Annotated in this window: 16 protein-coding genes and 2 pseudogenes; 17 read left to right on the top strand and 1 reads right to left on the bottom strand. The window is 48.7% G+C overall.

Features of this window, described 5'->3' with window-relative positions:
• Window position 1 precedes the first annotated feature (1 nt).
• From mglC to D328_RS28700, 17 genes and pseudogenes are all read left to right on the top strand, one after another.
• Window positions 2–1,021: a galactose/methyl galactoside ABC transporter permease MglC gene (gene mglC, locus D328_RS0109375; protein WP_018884737.1), complete on the top strand. Its 1,020-nt coding sequence runs from the start codon at window positions 2–4 to the stop codon at window positions 1,019–1,021.
• 243 nt (window positions 1,022–1,264) lie between these two features.
• A pseudogene (locus D328_RS0109370) lies at window positions 1,265–1,636 on the top strand (DUF2262 domain-containing protein); the annotation flags it as partial.
• A gap of 197 nt (window positions 1,637–1,833) precedes the next feature.
• Complete coding sequence (locus D328_RS0109365) at window positions 1,834–2,985, top strand: cysteine desulfurase family protein (RefSeq protein WP_018884735.1); 1,152 nt, start codon at window positions 1,834–1,836, stop codon at window positions 2,983–2,985.
• A gap of 22 nt (window positions 2,986–3,007) precedes the next feature.
• Window positions 3,008–3,531: pseudogene (locus D328_RS0109360) on the top strand (PRC-barrel domain-containing protein).
• 11 nt (window positions 3,532–3,542) lie between these two features.
• The gene (locus D328_RS0109355) at window positions 3,543–3,752 is read left to right on the top strand and encodes a hypothetical protein (protein ID WP_018884733.1); all 210 of its coding nucleotides are present in this window, start codon (window positions 3,543–3,545) and stop codon (window positions 3,750–3,752) included.
• Window positions 3,753–4,006: 254 nt separating this feature from the next.
• Complete coding sequence (locus D328_RS0109350) at window positions 4,007–4,549, top strand: flavoprotein (protein ID WP_018884732.1); 543 nt, start codon at window positions 4,007–4,009, stop codon at window positions 4,547–4,549.
• Between the two features lie 128 nt (window positions 4,550–4,677).
• Complete coding sequence (locus tag D328_RS0109345; protein ID WP_404821475.1) at window positions 4,678–5,706, top strand: AI-2E family transporter; 1,029 nt, start codon at window positions 4,678–4,680, stop codon at window positions 5,704–5,706.
• Window positions 5,707–6,210: 504 nt separating this feature from the next.
• The gene (gene alaS / locus D328_RS0109340) at window positions 6,211–8,835 is read left to right on the top strand and encodes an alanine--tRNA ligase (protein ID WP_026281093.1); all 2,625 of its coding nucleotides are present in this window, start codon (window positions 6,211–6,213) and stop codon (window positions 8,833–8,835) included.
• A 131-nt stretch (window positions 8,836–8,966) separates the two neighbouring features.
• A complete protein-coding gene (locus D328_RS0109335; protein WP_018884729.1) occupies window positions 8,967–9,227 on the top strand; it encodes an IreB family regulatory phosphoprotein in 261 nt (86 codons plus the stop codon).
• 10 nt (window positions 9,228–9,237) lie between these two features.
• Window positions 9,238–9,654: a Holliday junction resolvase RuvX gene (ruvX, locus tag D328_RS0109330; protein WP_018884728.1), complete on the top strand. Its 417-nt coding sequence runs from the start codon at window positions 9,238–9,240 to the stop codon at window positions 9,652–9,654.
• 13 nt (window positions 9,655–9,667) lie between these two features.
• Window positions 9,668–9,970: a DUF1292 domain-containing protein gene (locus D328_RS0109325; protein WP_018884727.1), complete on the top strand. Its 303-nt coding sequence runs from the start codon at window positions 9,668–9,670 to the stop codon at window positions 9,968–9,970.
• On the top strand, window positions 9,967–10,266 hold the full coding sequence (locus D328_RS0109320) for a DUF1292 domain-containing protein (protein ID WP_018884726.1): 300 nt from the start codon (window positions 9,967–9,969) through the stop codon (window positions 10,264–10,266). Before D328_RS0109325 ends, D328_RS0109320 begins: the two co-directional genes overlap by 4 nt.
• A 102-nt stretch (window positions 10,267–10,368) precedes the next feature.
• Window positions 10,369–11,418, top strand: coding sequence for an endolytic transglycosylase MltG (gene mltG, locus D328_RS0109315; RefSeq protein ID WP_018884725.1), 1,050 nt, complete (start codon window positions 10,369–10,371; stop codon window positions 11,416–11,418).
• 12 nt (window positions 11,419–11,430) lie between these two features.
• Window positions 11,431–12,363, top strand: a complete 933-nt coding sequence (locus D328_RS0109310; RefSeq protein ID WP_018884724.1) for a peptidase U32 family protein — start codon at window positions 11,431–11,433, stop codon at window positions 12,361–12,363.
• A gap of 28 nt (window positions 12,364–12,391) precedes the next feature.
• Entirely contained in the window at window positions 12,392–13,720 is a 1,329-nt protein-coding gene (locus D328_RS0109305) for a peptidase U32 family protein (protein ID WP_018884723.1), read from the top strand.
• A gap of 386 nt (window positions 13,721–14,106) precedes the next feature.
• On the top strand, window positions 14,107–16,416 hold the full coding sequence (locus D328_RS0109300) for a methyl-accepting chemotaxis protein (RefSeq protein WP_018884722.1): 2,310 nt from the start codon (window positions 14,107–14,109) through the stop codon (window positions 16,414–16,416).
• Window positions 16,417–16,748: 332 nt separating this feature from the next.
• On the top strand, window positions 16,749–18,647 hold the full coding sequence (locus tag D328_RS28700) for a peptidoglycan D,D-transpeptidase FtsI family protein (RefSeq protein ID WP_018884721.1): 1,899 nt from the start codon (window positions 16,749–16,751) through the stop codon (window positions 18,645–18,647).
• On the opposite strand, the gene D328_RS0109290 is transcribed toward D328_RS28700, so the two are convergent.
• Window positions 18,621–19,757: an AI-2E family transporter gene (locus D328_RS0109290; protein ID WP_018884720.1), complete on the bottom strand. Its 1,137-nt coding sequence runs from the start codon at window positions 19,755–19,757 to the stop codon at window positions 18,621–18,623. The genes D328_RS28700 and D328_RS0109290 overlap by 27 nt on opposite strands.
• Between the last annotated feature and the right edge of the window lie 150 nt (window positions 19,758–19,907).

Here is a 19,907-nt window from a genome sequence, read left to right as displayed (position 1 = left end):
AATGAATACACGTGTGATGACACAGGTGCGGCAATATATGATGCAGCGCGCCATCTTTATGGTGTTGATCCTGTTGGTAATCGGGATTGCCATTGCAGACCCCAATTTTTTGGCCTTTTCTACATTACGAGATATTCTACAGCAGTCTTCTACTAGAGCCATTATTGCACTTGGTGCCGCTTTTATTCTGGTCACAGGTGGGGTAGACCTGTCTGCCGGTCGGGTCGTAGGGCTGACCGCAGTTATCTCGGCCTCCATGCTCCAGATAGATACCTATGCCAATCGTTTCTTCCCTGATCTTCCCCAGCTATGGGTAGGGTTACCGATTGTGATCGGGATTATTGCAGGACTGCTCGTAGGCCTGGTCAACGGAATTATTGTTGCAAAATTAAATGTTCCACCTTTCATAGCCACTCTGGGAACTATGGTAGCCGTATATGGTCTGAACTCCATCTATTTTGACATGGAGCCCAACCAGTCCCAGCCGATTGGTGGGTTAAGACCTGACTTTACAACGATAGGCTCAGGCTATATTGATCTGGGCGGGGGCTACTCCATTCCATACATTGTGCTCATTGCGATTGCTGTAGCCGTGATATGCTGGGTAATTTTTAACAAGACAAGACTTGGCAAGAATATGTATGCCATCGGCGGCAATATTCAGGCTGCCCATGTATCCGGTATTCACGTTGCCCGCAATCTGATCGCACTCTATGCCATTGCTGGTGCATTGTATGGACTGGGTGGAGTGCTGGAGGCTGCTCGTACGGGAGGGGCTACCAACAACTATGGTAACATGTATGAGCTTGATGCGATCGCGGCCTGTGTGGTGGGCGGCGTATCGACTGCGGGCGGTATCGGTACTGTACCTGGTGTAATGGCCGGGGTGCTGATCTTTGGCGTCATTAACTACGGCTTGACCTTTATCGGCGTCAGTCCATACTGGCAGTTGATTATCAAAGGACTCATTATTGTAGCCGCGGTTGCTTTCGATATTCGCAAATATATGGCGAAGAAGTAATTGAGTCTGCACAACTATTAGGTCTGGACGACTTTAATGTTTTAACTATCATGCTCTGATTCAACAAAGCTGGTCAAACTTGATCAGCTTTTTTCTGCTTGAGTTTGAGAGTGAATTTGAGATTACGGTTCAGATTATAGAATATACAGGGACATATTTTAACAATGACGTATCTCAACTGACTGATAAACTTTAACTTCAGAACTAACTCGATCTTGCAGTGCCGAAGAGTCATCTTATACTGGTGATACTGAGTGGCAGGGCAATCGTATACATATCTTGCTCCATGCAGAAGATAAGGGAGAAGCGGAGTCTATGCTTCCAGCTGTGGAGCAGCTGCTGGACAATCTGAACACGTTGGATGAGCAAGCGCGTCAATCATTAGCTGTTGAGCTACTGGACATCTGGAATGAGCATTGGCTTGATGAATATCTCGAAGAAGAGCCTTACACAACTGCTCAATTTGCCTCTCACCTGAAGCTGCGCGAGCTTGAATGGGAGCAGGAGCAGCAAGTATGTATTATTCCAATGCTGCTGGTCTCTCCTTCAGCGTCAAGTACCATATCGAGCAGGGATTTCAATCTCATCAGATTGGATGATCTAACAGGGCTGTAATAGCATACATTAAGCCGGGCAGGATTCACTATGAATTCCTGCCCGGTTATTGTAATTATTACAGGATATTTTCTTGCTTTTTTTCATAGTTGCTTATATAGTGAAGGCACAGAATGGATTACAATTCCAGTCGGAGTGCATGCATATCATTGCAGCTTCCTTCAAATAACTGAATTTATAACGGGGTGGCATATATAATGAAGCGTATTTATTTGGACCATGCCGCATCGACCCCGATGCATCCAGAGGTAGCGCAGACCATGATGGGAATCATGACCGGCCAATTTGGCAATCCCTCCAGCATTCATGCTTTTGGGCGGTCAGCCAAGCGTACAGTAGGTGATGCACGGGATGTCGTTGCGGCTTCTTTGGGGTGCATGCCAGAGGAATTGGTATTTACTGGCGGAGGCACTGAGAGTGATAACCTGGCTATATTTGGGGCAGCTGAGGCCCAGAATCAAAAGTCTGGCCATATCATTACAACATCCATCGAGCATCACGCTGTGCTACATAGCTGCGAGGAATTGGAGCGGAAGGGCTACGAGGTGACTTATCTGCCTGTGGATCACACGGGACGTATACGTATCTCAGATCTAGAAGCAGCAATTCGCCCAGATACCTTCTTGATTACCATGATGTATGGGAACAACGAGACAGGAACACTTCAGCCGATTGTGGAGGCAGGAGAGCTGGCCCGCTCCAGAGGGATTCTACTGCACGTAGATGCTGTACAAGCCTTCGGAGCAGTACAGATTCGTTGTCACGAGCTGCCTGTTGACCTACTCAGTGTATCTGCACACAAGATCAATGGCCCGCAGGGAATGGGAGCTCTGTACATCCGGCGTGGTGTCTCACTTCAACCGCAGTCCTATGGGGGGCTGCAGGAGAAGAAGAGACGAGCAGGTACTGAGAATATGGCAGGAATCGCAGGCTTTGCAGCTGCAGCCCGACTGGCATCCGAGGGCCTCACTCTACGTAGGGAGCATGATCTGTATTTGCGCCAGACGTTCTTGAATCGATTGGAGGAACGTTTGGGCCAGGGAGCTTTCGTTGTGAATGGTAATCAGGAATATTGCTTACCTCATATCGTAAATATCAGCTTCCCGGGGTATAGCACGGAGACACTACTAATGAATTTGGACATGGAGGGGATTGCCGCAGCAAGTGGGTCGGCTTGTACCTCAGGATCACTTGAGGTATCCCATGTGCTGGAGGCGATGCAGCTTCCTGAAGAAGTATTGAAATCAGCGATTCGTTTTAGCTTTGGGTTGGGTAATACTATGGAGGAAATCGAGTACACAGCCGAAAAAATTGCAACCATTCTGACTCGGCTGCGTAATAGGCATTAGGGATGAGGAGGCCCTGTATATTATGAAGCTTCAAGAAATGATTGGACTAGCCGTATTCGATCTAGAGAGCGGCAGTCGCATAGGTACGATCCACGACTTCCTGCTGACAGCAGACTGGAAGATCGAGGGGATCGAGCTTGAAGACAAGGGCCTATTCACCACACATCTAAAGGTCGTTCATTGGGACGATATTGTTGCCTGCGGTGAGGATGCCGTAATGATCCGTAATCAACAGGCCATCCGCAAGCTGGAAGCCGACCATATACAGCATACATTCCTGAATGGCAGCAGCAAGCTGAGATCCCTGTCGGTGCTGACAGAGCAAGGCTCCTTGCTGGGCCAAATTACAGATGTTTATTTTGACCAGAAAATGGGCAATACAATAAGAAGGCTGGAAATCAGCGACGGCTTTGTAACTGATGTAATTGAAGGAAGAAAATGGTTGCCTGTCACTGAAGAGATGTCCATCGGTAAGCATGCCGTTATGGTCCCTCCCCTCAGTGAAGAGCGCCTGGATTAAAAGCGACACATTCTGTTAATGGATAGGGTGAGTATACATGAGATGTCCAAATTGTAATTCGAGGGATATCGGTAAAATCGGATCTCATCAGTTTTACTGCTGGGGGTGCTACATTGAGCTGACTGTCAACGGCGAGAAGATGTCCGTGTATCAGGTAGAGGAAGACGGAACGCTCAGTTCGCTGGACGATCTGTTCTTTGGCGAAGAGATCGCACAGCAATTCCCGGAAGCACATGCATCGTCTTAAACGGATGCTGAATTGTTATTCGTGACTGCAAATTAAATATGATGTCTGTATGTGACCGCTCTCGATTTTTTCGTCGAGAGCGGTCTTTTACATGAATTTGTGATTACGTTCACAAAAGTGTCGAACTATTCGACTTCAAAAGCCAATTTTCTCCGATATTCTCGCTGGTTAGAGGCGATCATCAGGTTTATACTGTGAGCTATATTACCAACAACATTTTCTTATATATCTCTCAATGAAATAAGGTGAATGATATGCTTAAGGGAAAGGTTATTTTATGTGGGGTGTGTGGAGGAATTGCTGCATATAAGACTGTAGAGCTGGTTAGTAGATTGAAATATTGTGGAGCAGAGGTCCATGTGATAATGACTGCTAATGCTACCAGGTTTGTTACACCTTTAACTTTCCAGAGCATCTCACGAAATCCAGTCTCAATAGACATGTTTGAAGCTAAGCAGGAGAGTAGCTTTCAGCATTTGGACCTTGCGGCACGAAGTGATCTTCTGATTATTGCGCCAGCAACTGCCAATATGATTAGCAAGGCAGCTAATGGCATCGCAGATGATCTGCTCAGTACGTCAATTTTAGCGTTTCACAATAAGATATTGATCATTCCTTCCATGAACTCCTCTATGTATGGCACCGAAATCGTACAAGAGAACATTCACAGACTTCAAAAGCGGGGGTATCTGCTCCTGGAGCCTGAACGTGGTTCGATGGCAAATGGCACAACGGGGATTGGAAGATTTCCGCACACGGAAAAGCTAATTGAAAGAATACAGCTTGAACTAATTTAGATGCGAGCTCCCTTAATCAGGGTTAAAGCCTCCTCTTCCCGCATATACTGTCATCGACAGAGCAAGTCCGAAAGAGGTGGACAAGGGGATTGGAATCTTACCTGAAAAATAAATGGTTTCGGTATGGCATGATGGTGCTGCTGGGGCTTGTTATTTTATATTTCTTGTGGCTACTGCTTCCGTTGTTTCGTACAACCTATGGCTTTCTGAAGAAAATAATAGCCCCCTTCGCCCTCGCCATGATCATATCCTACGTTCTCAATCCCGTGGTCAGTATGCTCAGCGGTCGCAAGGTTCCGCGAAGCGTGGCAGTTCTGCTCATTTATGCTGTCTTCCTCACCTCGATTGGTGTGGTGCTGATGAATGTGATTCCGATGTTCATTGAGCAGCTTGATGAGCTGAATGAGCATTTGCCAGAGATTACGATGCATGCACAGGGATTCATGACCAATCTGGATGGCAGTATGCTGCCACTTGGGGTTCGCGACGGGATGAATCAGTGGTTCTTCCAAATGGAGGATCGGCTCACGACGGGCATCTCGGCGTTCATGGACAATATCGGGGGGATGATTAATGCGTTACTGAATGTGTTCATTCTTCCGTTTCTCATATTTTATATCCTGAAGGACTTCGATGTGTTCGAGCGCACGATTGTCTCGTTCCTGCCTGGAGCCCATCGTAAAGAGATTGTCCATGTGCTGAAGGAGATCGATACAGCGCTTGGCAACTACATTCGTGGCCAATTCGCCGTCTGCATTATCGTTGGAATGCTAGCTTACATCGGCTATATGGTCGTAGGTATGCCCTATGCACTGCTCTTGGCGAGTGTGGTGGCGGTATTCAACATTGTTCCTTATCTGGGTCCCTTTCTGGGAGCGGCTCCCGCCATCATTATGGCCTCTACTGTGTCGATGAAGATGGTCATCTATGTGGTCATCGTCAATGTGCTGTGCCAGATGCTGGAGAGCAATGTGGTATCTCCTCAGGTCGTAGGTCGATCCTTGCACCTACATCCGCTGGCGATTATTTTTGCGTTGCTTGTCGGTGGAGAACTCGCGGGGATTGTTGGCTTGATCCTTGCTGTTCCTGTGCTGGCTATTCTGAAGGTCATCGTGCAGCATGTATTCGCTTACTACATCCGTCGGAAGACGGTGTAGCATCCTTTGTGAAAAGTGGTTGTAACGCGCATTGACACTGCGATTTCGGATGGATATACTAGACAATGTATCATTTTGTGTAATTACTCCTTCTGTAATTGCACCAACTTGTATTTACATTAATGTTTTCCCAAAGCTTGCGCTGGGAGCAGTAAGCGTTCCAGCTTGACTGGGCTGTCTAATAAATAACACGTTGATGAAATCAAGTACGTCGTTTTACCCTCCACAGCGAGCAGGCTCCTTCGGGAATTCCCGATGGGTGGAAGAGCCTGTGCGGCGTGACGACGGAAAGCTCATTTCGGAGTGCGGCTCATCCCCGCCGGGAGGCTCCCGTTATCAGCTGATCAAAGGCGATCGTTCATGCTTACCGGCATGGTCGATAACCAGGGTGGTACCGCGATGAATTCGTCCCTGAAGTATGGAGGGGCGTTTTTTTGTATTTTCACATCTATTTTTGATTCAGCACGAACCAATCATCTTAATTCTGATAGTGGAGGCATGAACATGAAAGCCAGTGAAATCCGTTCCAAATGGCTCGAGTTTTTTGCAGAAAAAGGACACCATATTGAACTAAGCGCATCGCTAGTTCCTCACAATGATCCATCGCTGCTGTGGATTAATGCGGGCATGGCACCATTGAAGCCATACTTCGACGGTCGTGTGAAGCCGGATAATCCGCGTATTGCGAACTCGCAGAAATGTATTCGTACCAATGATATTGAGAATGTCGGCAAGACACGCAGACACCATACATTTTTTGAAATGCTGGGCAACTTCTCCATTGGTGACTATTTCAAGGAAGAGGTTGTGACCTGGGCATGGGAGTTCCTGACCTCACCGCAATGGATCGGCTTTGATCCAGAGCGTCTGTCGGTTACGGTATATCCTGAGGATGAAGAGGCGTACAAGCTGTGGAACGAGAAGGTTGGTCTCCCAGCCGAGCGTATCATCAAGCTGGAGGACAATTTCTGGGATATCGGTGAGGGTCCTTGTGGTCCATGTACCGAAATCTTCTATGATCGTGGTGAAGCCTACGGTAGCGATATGTCCGATCCCGAGATGTATCCTGGCGGCGAGAACGAACGCTACCTGGAGGTATGGAACCTCGTATTTTCACAGTTCAATCATAACAAGGATGGCAGCTATACGCCGCTTCCGAATAAGAATATTGATACAGGTGCCGGGCTGGAGCGTTTTGCATCCATCCTGCAGGACGTGAACTCTAACTTTGATACGGACCTGTTCCAGCCTATTATTCAGAAAGCAGCGTCTATTGCCAATGTGACATACAACGAGCATGTGGATACGGATGTAGCCCTGAAGGTGATTGCGGATCATATCCGTACCGTAGCATTTGCTGTGGGAGATGGCGTGCTTCCTTCTAATGAAGGTCGAGGCTATGTCATCCGCAGACTGCTCCGCCGGGCTGTCCGTTACGGAAAAATGCTGGGCATGGAGCGTCCATTCATGTATGAGCTGGTCGAGACAGTAGGCGACATCATGGGCGTATACTACCCGGAAGTAGTAGAGAAGCGCGAATTCATCGTCAAGGTTATCAAGACGGAGGAGGAGCGTTTCCATGAGACGCTTAGCGACGGTCTGGCCATCCTGGCAGAGATCAGTGCTGCAGCGACCAGCAACGGTCTGAAGACCATCAGTGGTGCTGATGCATTTAAGCTGTATGACACGTATGGCTTCCCGTTCGATCTGACAGAGGACTATGCGAGCGAGCATGGACTTGGCGTGGACCGTGAGGGCTTCGATCAGGCCATGCAGGAACAGCGTGAACGGGCGCGTGTTGCCCGTAAGGACAGCGGAAGCATGAAGGTACAGGGCGGAGCATTGTCCGAATTGACGGTTAAAAGTGAATTTGTTGGGTATCATGATTTGGTGACCGAATCCAAGGTTGTTGCGATTATCCATGAGGATGCTCTCGTCGATCAGCTGCATGAAGGACAGACTGCACAGATTGTACTGGATGTAACGCCATTCTATGCTGAGAGCGGCGGTCAGGTAAGTGACCGTGGTGTCCTGCGTGGTGGCACGGTTACGGCACGAGTGGAAGGATTGAGCAAGGCACCTCAAGGACAGCATGTCCATCAGATCGTGGTGGAAGCTGGCGAGCTTCGTGTAGGTGACTCCATTCGGGCTGAGGTGAATAGTCAGGCGCGTCAGGATATCGAGAAAAACCATACGGCCACGCATCTGCTGCACAAAGCGCTCAAGGAAGTATTAGGCGAGCATGTCAATCAGGCAGGCTCTCTGGTAGAGGCCTCCCGTCTGCGCTTTGACTTCTCTCACTTCGGTAGCATTACTGCGGAAGAGCTAGCAGATATTGAACGTCGGGTGAATAACCACATCTGGGCTCAGGAATCCGTGAGTATTGACCTGAAGCCGATTGACGAAGCTAAAGCCATGGGAGCTATGGCACTGTTCGGCGAGAAGTATGGGGACATCGTAAGGGTAGTCAAGGTTGGCGAATACAGCATTGAGCTATGTGGTGGATGTCATGTGAGCAATACATCGCAGATCGGCCTGTTCAAGCTGCTTGGCGAGAGCGGTATTGGATCGGGTGTCAGAAGAATTGAAGCCGTAACGGGTCGTAATGCGTATGCATATATGGAAGAACAGCTGGAGCTGCTCAAAGCCTCAGCCAGCCTGCTCAAATCCAACATTGCAGATGTGCCTAAGCGAATCGAAGGTCTTCATCAGCAAATGAAAGAGCTGAGCCGTGAGAACGAGTCCCTGCAAGGCAAGCTGAGTGCGATTGAGGCTGGTCAATTGACGGATAAAGTCGTGCAGGCAGGCAATACAACACTGCTAGCTGTACGAGTGGAAGCCACGAATATGGACGCATTGCGTGCTATTGCAGATGAGCTGAAAGGCAAGCTGCCGGAGGCAGTGCTCGTACTCGGTGCAGTAATGGAAGACAAGGTGAACTTTGTCGTATCCGTGCCGAAGGAGCAGGTCCAGGCAGGACTTCATGCAGGCAAGCTGGTCAAGGAGATTGCTTCAGTCTGCGGCGGCGGCGGCGGCGGCCGACCAGACATGGCTCAAGCGGGCGGCAAGGATGTATCCAAGCTGGATGAAGCTTTGAAGCGTGCCGTAGAGCTGGTGTCCCAAGGCTAAGTGAAGAATTTTTGCCCTAAATAATGGATTTCCAATTCCTTTATTTCCTTACGGGGCGCTGATTATGGTATGATAGAGAAGAAAAGCTGGACATAACATGTACACATGTTTTGTGGAAGCGAGGTGTCAACATGGACTCTATGGATAAGACGGTCAAGTTTAATGTCAAAGGGGACGAGGAAGAAGCGTCTTCCCAGGAAATTTTGTTGACAGTATACGACGCACTGGTGGAGAAGGAGTACAATCCAATCAACCAGATCGTCGGCTACCTGTTATCCGGGGACCCCGCTTACATTCCCCGTCATAACAATGCAAGAAGTCTGGTTCGCAAGAAAGAACGCGATGAGTTGATTGAAGAATTAGTCCGTTCCTATCTGGCCAACCATCGTTAAGGGAGACTGGATGAGATTACTGGGACTGGATTACGGTGACCGCAGAATCGGTGTCGCACTAAGCGATGCGTTCGGCTGGACCGCTCAAGGTTTGGAAGTTATTGAAAGGCGCAAGGATGCAGGTGAGTTTGCCAGAATCGAAGCCCTCGTCAAGGAGCATGAGGTGGAGCAGATTGTATTGGGTCTTCCCAAGAACATGAATGGAACCATCGGTCCCAGAGGAGAGCTGGCAATGGCGTTCGCTGAGCATTTGCGCGAAGTATTGAACATCCCCGTTCACCTTTGGGATGAGAGGCTCACTACCGTTTCTGCCGAGCGTGCATTGATTGATGCTGATGTAAGCCGGAAGAAGCGCAAGCAGGTTGTGGACAAAATGGCGGCATGCTTGATCTTGCAAAATTATTTGGATGCTAACAGTACAAGGTGAGGGGGATTTCGCAATGGCTGATAACCGAGTGGAATTGGAAGAAGAGCAACCGGAAATTATCTACATCGCTGATGAAGATGGCAACGAAGAGGAATTCGAGGTCATTATGAAATTCGAGGTAGATGGCTCCGACGCCAAGTATATGATGGTTGCACCAGTCGAGCCTGAAGAGGATGAGACCGATGTATATGCGTTCCGCTATGAAGAAGAGGGAGACGATATCAAGCTATTTGTCATCCAGGATGACGCCGAATGGGAGATCGTCGAAGAAACTTTTAATACATTTGTAGAAGAGGAAGAGGATGCTGACGCATGACATCCTACTCTCGTGAAGATATTCAGTGGCTGTCTCGACTTCAGGAATCCTTCGGCTTTGACATCGAGCTGGAGGATGAACAGGGGAAGAGCGTCATGTATCAGCTAGTAGCGGAATTCCAGGTACAGGGTCAAGGCTATGTCGTGATCCAGGCACCGAATGCATCTGCAGAGGATTATGAGTTATTGCGTGTTCAATATAACGGTGATGGGGAGCCTGAACTCACAACCATTGAGGATGATGAGGAATGGGAAGACATTGCCGAGCTATACGACGAAGTAACCTTGCCGGAGTAAGCTTGACGGCCAGAAGAAGCTTGACCAATTGTAAAGCCTGTTGAGATGAACCTGAAAGGGCGGACCAGTCCGCTCTTTTTGGCTGTGAAGGGGTTGGGATTGTTGAAGCGTAAATCTAGACCGGCATTGCTCTTCCTGCTCTTGCTTGTTCTATTAGCGGGAGGAGCTGCGTGGTATCTGTGGCAAATGATGCAGCCTGTGCAAGCAAAGTCCGAGCCTGTTGCTTTTACCATAGAACAAGGGATGAGCTCCTCTAGGATTGCTGACCTGCTGGAGGAGAAAGATCTTATTCGGAATGCTCTCGTTTTTAAAGGATATGTGAGATGGAATAATGTCGGGAGCGGCTTCCAGGCGGGGAATTACGCGGTTACACCTGGGGCCGATTTTGATGCAATTATAACGAAGTTATCCTCAGGAGACGTTGAGAAGGAAGAAATGCTGCGTTTTACCATTCCTGAGGGCTATACAGTAATCCAGATCGCTGATCGACTTCAGGAAGCAGGAATTGCGGACAAGGAAGAGTTCCTCAAGCTGGCCAATGATGCAGCTGCCTTCGAGCTCCCACTGGCCGATTCGATTCCGCGGAATGATAAGCTGAGATATCAACTGGAGGGCTACCTGTTCCCTGAGACTTATGAGGTGAAGAAGGACAGTACAGTAAAGGATATTGTTACAGTAATGCTGCAGCAGACCCAGAAGGAGCTGGACTCCATCACCGATCTGGAGGCACGACTGCAGGAACGCGGCGAATCCTTACATGAGCTGATGACGGTCGCTTCCCTGATTGAGCGTGAGGTTGTGGTGGATGAAGAGCGTCCGATGGTAGCCAGCGTTATCTATAATCGGCTGAAGAAAGGGCAAAGGCTTGAGATTGATGCCACGGTGCAATATATGCTGGACAAGCAGAAGGAGCGGCTTCTGTTCAAGGATCTGGAGGTAGATACCCCGTACAATACGTATATGTATGACGGACTACCGCCAGGACCGATCTCGAGCCCGAGTCTAAGCGCCGTAGAAGCTGCGCTGGAGCCAGCCAATACGGATTATTTCTACTATGTGACAAAGAAGGATGGTACGCAGGGGCATTTGTTCGGGCGTACGTATCAGGAGCATTTACACAATATCGAAGCTAGCAAAAATGTGACACAATAGGAGTTGTACAATATGCAAAAAAAACCGGAACTGCTTGTTACGGCAGCTACACCGCAGGAGGCACGGCAGCTTCTGGAGGCAGGAGCAGATGCCCTGCTGATCGGGGATGACCGCTTTGGTATGCGCCTGCCGGGTAGCTTTACGCTGGAGCAAATCAAGGAGACCGTTGATGAGGCGCACAAGCGTAACGGGAAAGTCTACGTATCTATGAGCAACTTGATGACCAACGATCTGCTGCAGTCGATCCCGACATATATCGAGAAGCTTGCGGAGTACGGCGTGGATGCGATCGAATTCAATGACCCCTCTGTGCTGGCAGCTGCGAGAGAGCATGCTCCGAATATTCGTTTGTTCTGGAATGCCGAGATGACCTCGACGAACTATGCCACAGCTAACTACTGGGGCGAGAAGGGAGCTTCTCGCGTCGTACTGGCACGTGAGCTAAATATGGATGAGATTACAGGGATGATTCCTCACCTACAGATCGAGGCCCAGGTGCAGGTGCATGGGATGACGAACATTTATCATTCCAAGCGCAGTCTGGTGGCTAGTTACATGAAGCATCAGAATCGTCCAGTGGATGGTAATCTAGGCATGGATCGCGGGTTGTTCCTGATCGAGACGGATGAGCGCCCTGATCAGAAGTTCCCTATCTATGAGGATGTCAACGGAACGCATATCATGAGTTCGGATGACATCTGTATTATCGAGGATCTGCATATTATGATGGAAGCTGGCGTGCACAGCTTCAAGATCGAAGGCCTTATGAAGTCGCTCGCTTATAACTGCGCTGCAGTCAAGGCTTATCGTCAGGCCATAGATGCCTATGCTGCTGATGCTGACAGCTACGCGTTCGATGAGAGCTGGCTGGATGAAGTAAGGCGATTGCAGGACCCGGAGCGGGAGCTGTCCTTCGGATTTTTCTATAAAGAGCAGGTTTATTAATTGAAAATAAAAAGGGGTGGACAACACGATGGCAACCTTAACGAAGCCTAAATACGCAGGAAAGAGAAACCGTCTTGATAAACCGGAGCTTCTGGCACCGGCAGGGAATCTGGAGAAGCTAAAATTTGCGATTCATTATGGAGCAGACGCTGTCTATATCGGAGGTCAGCATTATGGCCTGCGCTCGAATGCGGATAATTTCAGCTTTGAGGAAATGCGTGAGGGTGTGGAATTTGCACGAAAGTATGGGGCCAAGGTGTTTGTGGCCACCAACATTTATGCACATAATGAAGATATCGAAGGAATTAAGGAATATTTGCAGAACCTGCATGACGCGGGAATCTCTGCGATTATTGCGGCTGATCCGGCGATCATTGATGTAGCTCGCAAGTTCGTACCTGGACTGGAAGTCCATCTGAGCACTCAGCAATCCACGTTGAACTGGCAAGCTGTGAAGTTCTGGAAGGATCAGGGGCTACCACGGGTTGTGCTCGGACGTGAGACTAGTATGGAAGAGATTCAGGAGATCAAGAAGCATGTCGACATCGAAATAGAATCCTTTATTCACGGTGCCATGTGTTCCTCGTTCTCCGGACGTTGTGTCCTGTCCAATCATTTTACGGATCGTGATTCCAATCGTGGGGGCTGCTGTCAGTCTTGCCGCTGGAAGTATGATCTGTTCGAGGACGCTCGTCCAGAGGGTACGTGGATCTCTGAGGAGGAAGCACGGGATAGCCGAGTCCTTCAGAACTTCCGTCTTGGCGAGACGCAGCTGCCGCTGTTCGAGGAGAAGGATAATGCCTTCACTATGGGCTCCAAGGATTTGTGCATGATTGATCATATTCCGGATCTGATTGATGTGGGTGTGGACAGCTTTAAGATCGAAGGACGTATGAAGTCCATACACTATGTAGCAACTGTGGTGAATGTCTACCGTCAAGCGATTGATTCGTATATGGCGGACCCTGATAACTACGTACTCAAGCCAGAATGGGTTGAAGAGATTAACAAAGCAGCTAATCGTCCGCTGAATACTGGATTTTTCTATGACACACCTGATCATGAGGATCATATCTATGAGCCTGAGGAGAAGGCGGTACCTTACGATTTTGCTGGACTCGTATTGGACTATGATGCAGCAACTGGTATGGCTACTGTTCAGCAACGGAATCACTTCAAGCCTGGACATGAGATCGAGTTCTTTGGGCCTAACGGTACCTTCTTCAAGCAAAAGGTTGGACAAATCTGGGACGAAGAAGGCAATGAGCTTGACGCTGCCCGTCATCCACTTCAGCCGATTCGAATGAAGGTGGACCAGCCTGTATCTTATTTTGATATGATGCGTAAGAAAAAATAGTATAAATCGCCAGTTATAAGACAATTATCCTATAACAGTGCTGCTTAAGACCCTCTTTGAATAAGAGGGTCTTATTCATGAATAGGAAAAAAGTTTTAAGAAATTTATTAGTGGGACGTAAAAAGTGTTAACATCCGACCATAATATTACGATATATATTAAGAGTAGCTTTTTACATAATGCCCCAAAACTATGTTTGAATGCATGTTGCAGCTGGCAATTGACTATGGTCAAGCCTCTCAAGCAAGACCTTTGTGCATAATCCGGCATGTGCTTATTTAGCGTGCGGCCAAAAATAGGAAGGGGGACGTGTATTATTCAGGCAAGCTGTGAAAGAGGAAAATGTTGTAAGGAGAGAAATATAACACATTCGGCAGGTGAGAGAAATGGGTTTTAAACGTCAGAACAAGCAGGGCAACAAAAACCAAAAGTTTCAAGACACCAATGCACCACAGAACATCCAAAAAGTAGTAGAGGGCTCATCTAAGCCATGGGAATCTACAAAAGCAAAGCTTGGACAAGCTGCAGGCAAGCTGTCTCCTCTATTCAAGAAACAGTTGGCCAAGCTACCGAGCAAGAAAGGTAACAGTCAGGGCACGCAAGGGAGTGCGAACGGTGGGGGCAATGGTCGTCAACCGCGCGGGATGAAAACGTTTACTGTCAAAGGTATGGGAGCAATGATACGCAAGGCAAATCCAGTCAAGTCGGTCGGGATGAAGCTGTTTGCTATCTTTTTCGTTGCCATTATGTTCTTCGTAATCTGTCTGGGTGTAATGTCATATATGACAGCTCGCGGTGTCATTGAGAAAAATGCAGCAGATGCATATCAACAAACGATCGCGCAGACAGCAGACAAGCTGGACATTATTCTTGAGCGACTGCTGGATACCTCGACACAGGTATTTTTCGACTCGGAGATGTCTGATTTGCTCAAGAAAATATCGGACCCGAACCAAACTTCATTTGATGTCTTCGTAAATACAGACACGATTAACAAGAAGCTCGCTAATATCGCTTTTACGAACAAAGCGATTGAGAGCCTATATCTGTACCCTGAGGACAAGAGTAAGAACCCGATGGGAACCGGAAATCGAGTTGAGGTTCGTGAAGAAGCGTGGTTCGATGAAGTGCTGCAAAACAAGGGAGCACGCTGGATTCCTACGGACAGTGAGGGTAAGACCTTCAGACTGGTCAGAACTATGAACGACGTAAGTGGTGTTGGGGGTACTTACGTGCTCGTCATGGACTTGAAGACAAGTATTCTGGAGGAGCAATTGAGTGGTCTCTCCTTGGGTGCAGGAGGTCGAGTCGATCTCGTAGCTTCAGACGGGGCAGTCGTAGCGTCTACATTGGACAATATGGCTGGGGGAGAAGTGAAGCTCGACTACGTAAAGGATTATACAGAGCCGCAAGGAACAAAGAATCTCAATCTGAATATCGGCGATCAGCAAGTAAATACACTGGCGGTCTATACGACTTTAGGGAGCTCACAATGGATACTGAATGGACAAGTACCTGTGAAGGAACTGGTAGTTGACGCCAGAAGTATTCTGATTACGACCTGGATATTTGCTATTGTCGCTGCTGCGCTAGCTGTAGTGATCGGTCTGGTCATGATTCGGATGATTGCTCGTCCATTGTCCAATCTGACTGAGCTGATGCTTCAGGGAGCGAAGGGTGACTTGCGTGTACGCACGAAGCATCATTCACAGGATGAGATCGGTCAGCTGTCAGCCAGCTTCAACGAAATGATGGAGCAAATAACGCTCCTGGCGCAGCTTACCAACAATTCTGCACAGGATGTTCTGGGAACAGCCTCTGAGCTTAGTGATGCATCCAGAAAGACCGCTGTCTCGGCCCGTGAGATCGCTGTAGCAACAGAAGAGATTGCGAATGGGGCTACCAGCCTGGCAACTGAAGCGGAGAAAGGAAATGCGTTAACGGAGAATATTTCCCGTCAGATGGAGCTCGTCATCGACTCAAACAAAGAGATGGGAGATGCTGCCCGTCACGTAGAGCGTTCAAGCGAAGAGGGTACCAAGCAGCTAGAGCAGCTGATGAGCAAGACACGTGTGACCGAGGAAACAACCAAGGCATTGGTAGCGAAGGTAGATCGTCTGAAGGAGACGACAGCTTCGGTATTCAAGGTATTTGATGTGCTACAGAATATTACGAAGCAGACGAATATTCTATCCTTGAATGCTACGATTGAAGCAGCGCGTGCCGGGGTAGCCGGAAGAGGCTTTATGGTCGTAGCAGACGAGATTCGGCAATTGGCTGACCAATCTCGCCAGTCCATTATTATGGCAGGGGACATTGTCGATAACATTGTGTCTGAAATGAACGAAACGGTAGCTGCATTGTCTGAAGTCTATCCATTGTTCCGGGAACAAATGGGCGCCGTTAAGGAGACAACAGAAATCTTCAATTCTGTACAGCAGCAAATGGGTGATTTCGTAGAACGTCTTAATTCTGTAACGGGCTCGATTCAGGAGTTGAATCAGTCACAGAGCGTATTGTCTGATGCCATGAGCAATGTAAGTGCTGTTGCCGAGCAATCCTCCGCAACCTCAGAGGAAGTAGCTTCCCTGAGCAGTGAGCAGGAGAACGTGGGCAATCAGCTCGTAACCTTGTCTGGTAAGCTGGAGAATGTATCCAACAACCTCAAGGAGACGCTTTCGAAGTTCATCGTTTAGCCTGAGCAAGTACAGATTAGTGTATATATTTTACAGCGATGCCCCCTTGTCGATCTGGCAAGGGGGCATTTTTGCGTTCAGAAGATCGGATGCTTGCCGAAGGCCTTCTTCAGAGCTTTGACGTTCAATCTACGGCGTATCCTCGTTCGAAAGAACAATAAGCTTAACATGGCCACCAGGGCACCTCATAGCAGCTGATTTATACTTACACTTGATTGGGCAAGGTGATATTTGGCGAGCGGTCTTAGCTTTACAGGAATAAGCTGGATGGTGTCTGCTTTCCAAGGGCATACTATCTTCCACATCCAGAGGATCGGCAAGGAGGACCCACCATGGCGGGACAGAGAGCACCGGCGCAGCGGGAAAATAGAGCTTGCTGCATCCAAGGAACACCGGATTCACATTGTACACAGCACTCACATCACTCACAGCATTCACAGCATACAGGGCACAAACAAAGCAAACAGTATCTACAAAATACACAGCGTAGACAGCGAATCCGAGCGCTCATGATCTTCTTTGGTAGCCTTCTCATGCTGATCATAGCCAGATTGGGCTGGCTGCAGGCGGGCTTTTACATCGGGCAGAATGTTCTGTCATCTAAGACTATAGGCGAGTTGTCAGTTTTACAACGTCAGGAAGGGGTTGTGGTGGATGATGGCCGAGGGCATATAGAGGATCGCAATGGTCATCCCTTGACGGGAGAACGCATCTGGGTACCGGTGTTATTTCCGAGAGGCTATGAGCGGCTGAGCGAAGGAGAACTAGAGACACTCGCTTCGATATTGAAGATCAGGGTCACTAAACTGCGACAGCAATGGGAGACGCTGGAGTCCCCGTTTATCTGGAGAGATGCAGTGAACCAACCGTTAGCTCTGCAATCTGCGCAGCTCCATAAGCTTCGTGGAATTCACAGCGATGCTGTAGAGGTGCTTCCGTATGTGAGAAGATATGCCAATTCAGCTACAGGACGCCAGTGGCTGGGATACGTCTATGATCCTGGCAAGAAGACATCCCTTGCAATAGGGGCATCGGGTCTGGAGAAAGCATTCGAGCCGCTGCTCAAGAGCCGTGGGAAGACGGTCATGCTGCACTTGGTTGATCCGGTGCGTGCAACACTTCCGGGCTCTGCGCTTCGTATGATTAAGCCAGATAATCCCTATTATCCTTTGCGGCTACAGACCACGATTGATCTGCCCATACAGGAAAAGATTGAGGGGCTGCTGGAGCAGTCGAGGATGGGGGAAGGAGCGGTAGTCGTACTGGACGTAGAGAATGCGGATATTTTAGCTATGGTATCCAGTCCCTTTTATAATCCAAATGATATCCACCCGAAGCAGGGACAGTGGGTTAATCATGCGACACAAGCAACAGCTCCGGGCTCAGTATTCAAGATTGTGACGGCTGCTGCTGCCCTGGAGGCGAATCAGACTTCTGAGGATGAGGTCTTCGAGTGTAAGGGGGACTTTGGTAAATATGGGCTTTCCTGTCCTGTCCCCGGAGGTCACGGAAGACTGAGTCTGCGTGAGGGCTTTGCCCGTTCCTGCAATACAGTGTTTGCACACCTCGCTGAGCGGGTAAGTTCAGAAGATATCCTAACTATGGCCAGACATCTAGGACTTGGTCAAGCGGTCGGATGGCAGGCAAACGGAATACCTGGGATATCGACCGTGCAGCCACTGGCGCATGAGCATGGGGGACGCATTTATGCATCTGGCGCAGACCTGGAGGATGAAGGGATACGGGTCCAGACAGCTATTGGTCAAAGGGACGTCATAATCACCCCGTTACAGGCGGCGAATGTGGTAGTAACCTTGCTGCATGAAGGCCAGGTCCTCTCCCCACGTCTGGTCAGTCGGGTCAAGTATCGTGACGGAAGTGTGCTCAAGGAGCTTGGGCCACATGCGATGCCAGCTACGCCGGGCAGGTTGCGACCAGAGACAGCTCGCCAGCTGTTGGCATGGATGCGGGATACCGTGAATGAAGGGACAGGCCGCTCTCTACGATCAGCTAGTTGGCATCTGGCAGGTAAGTCAGGCACTGCGCAGACAGGACAAGGCCGCAACCATCAATGGTTTGTTGGTTACGGCCCAGTAGAGCATCCTAAGTATGCAGTTGCAGTCTTAGTGAAGAACAGACCGGAGAATGTCGGCAATCAGGCAACACGACTGTTCGGTCAGGTGATGGACTTGCTGGCCCGATCTTCATCTGCTGCTAGTCGGACCTCCTGAAGGCGGACCAGAAAAGGGAGATTCCTCGAATTCATCCTTAGGCAGATGAATCCAGCGTTGAAGGTAGCCCTGCTGCATGAGCTCCTTGATCAGGATTAACAGAATTGGTGACATGATCAGTCCTGAGACACCGAAGATCGACAAGGAAATAATCATGAATGACAGCATGAGATAGGCGGATGTCACACCGATGGAGTTGCCCGCAATTTTAGGCTCGGCCAGTTGACGCACCAGCATCGTAATAACCAGCAGTACGATCAATCCAATACCGAGTCCAGTCTGACCTACAATCAGCAGGTAGATAGCCCAAGGCAACAGAATTACAGGTACACCAAGCAGTGGCAAAAGATCAAATAGAGCACATAAAATAGCTATATAGAAGGCATTTCCTGTCCCCAGAATAAGCAATCCGGTAAAAATGAGCGCAAATGTAATGGAGACAAGTAGAAATTGGGCACGCAGATACGAGAAAATGGCCTTGATGACGTGATTTTTGAAGAAATCAAAGGCTGTTTTCAAGGTCTGCGGTGTCTTTTTTCGGGCAATAACCTTCCATAAATCAATCTCGACACTCAAAAAGAATGCTAAAATAACAGCAACGGCAAAATTGGCTATAAAGGTAGAGGATGAGCCTACAAACCCAATCAGCCAGCGAAGAAAGCTCGCCCCCCATGTGCCAAGCATGCTGGTGATCGTCTCGAAGTATTCATTCAGACGCTCTGTCAAGCTTGGAGGCAATGACGTGATCTGACTCTGCACAAATACGCTGGATTGCCGGAATGCATCCTGAATCAGCACTGTATAGCGTGGAATGTCATCAGCCAGCTTCATGGATTGTACCGCCAGAATGACACCTAACCCGAGAAAGACCCCGATGAGCACAGCAGCGAACAGCAGCACGGAAATTGCTGAAGCGAAAGCTTTGCGCATTCCCCGGCGATGCAGGAATTGAGCCAGCGGTTCAATGCAAGCGAAGACGATGAAGGATAGAAATACGGGAGCAGCCAAATGGTATAACTTACTGAACAGTAACATGATAAGATAGACAGTGAGGACAATTAATGCGATGTCAAATATGGTGCGCCAGTATTTTTTGTATAACGGTAGCATGATTCCGTCTCCTTTTCTCAATCAATTGATGTGCTTAGAGCAGCACCCTGCTCATAGTTAATCATGTGTGCATTTGTATCATACATCTAAATCATTTTTCAAAATACACTATATGGGGCAACATAAATCCTCTATAGGTTATCATGATTC

This window comes from Paenibacillus massiliensis 2301065 = DSM 16942 (assembly GCF_000377505.1).
Classification (GTDB): Bacteria; Bacillota; Bacilli; order Paenibacillales; family Paenibacillaceae; genus Paenibacillus; species Paenibacillus massiliensis.
Note: the sequence above shows the minus strand (reverse complement) of the source record. Positions and strands in the feature narration are given on the sequence as shown.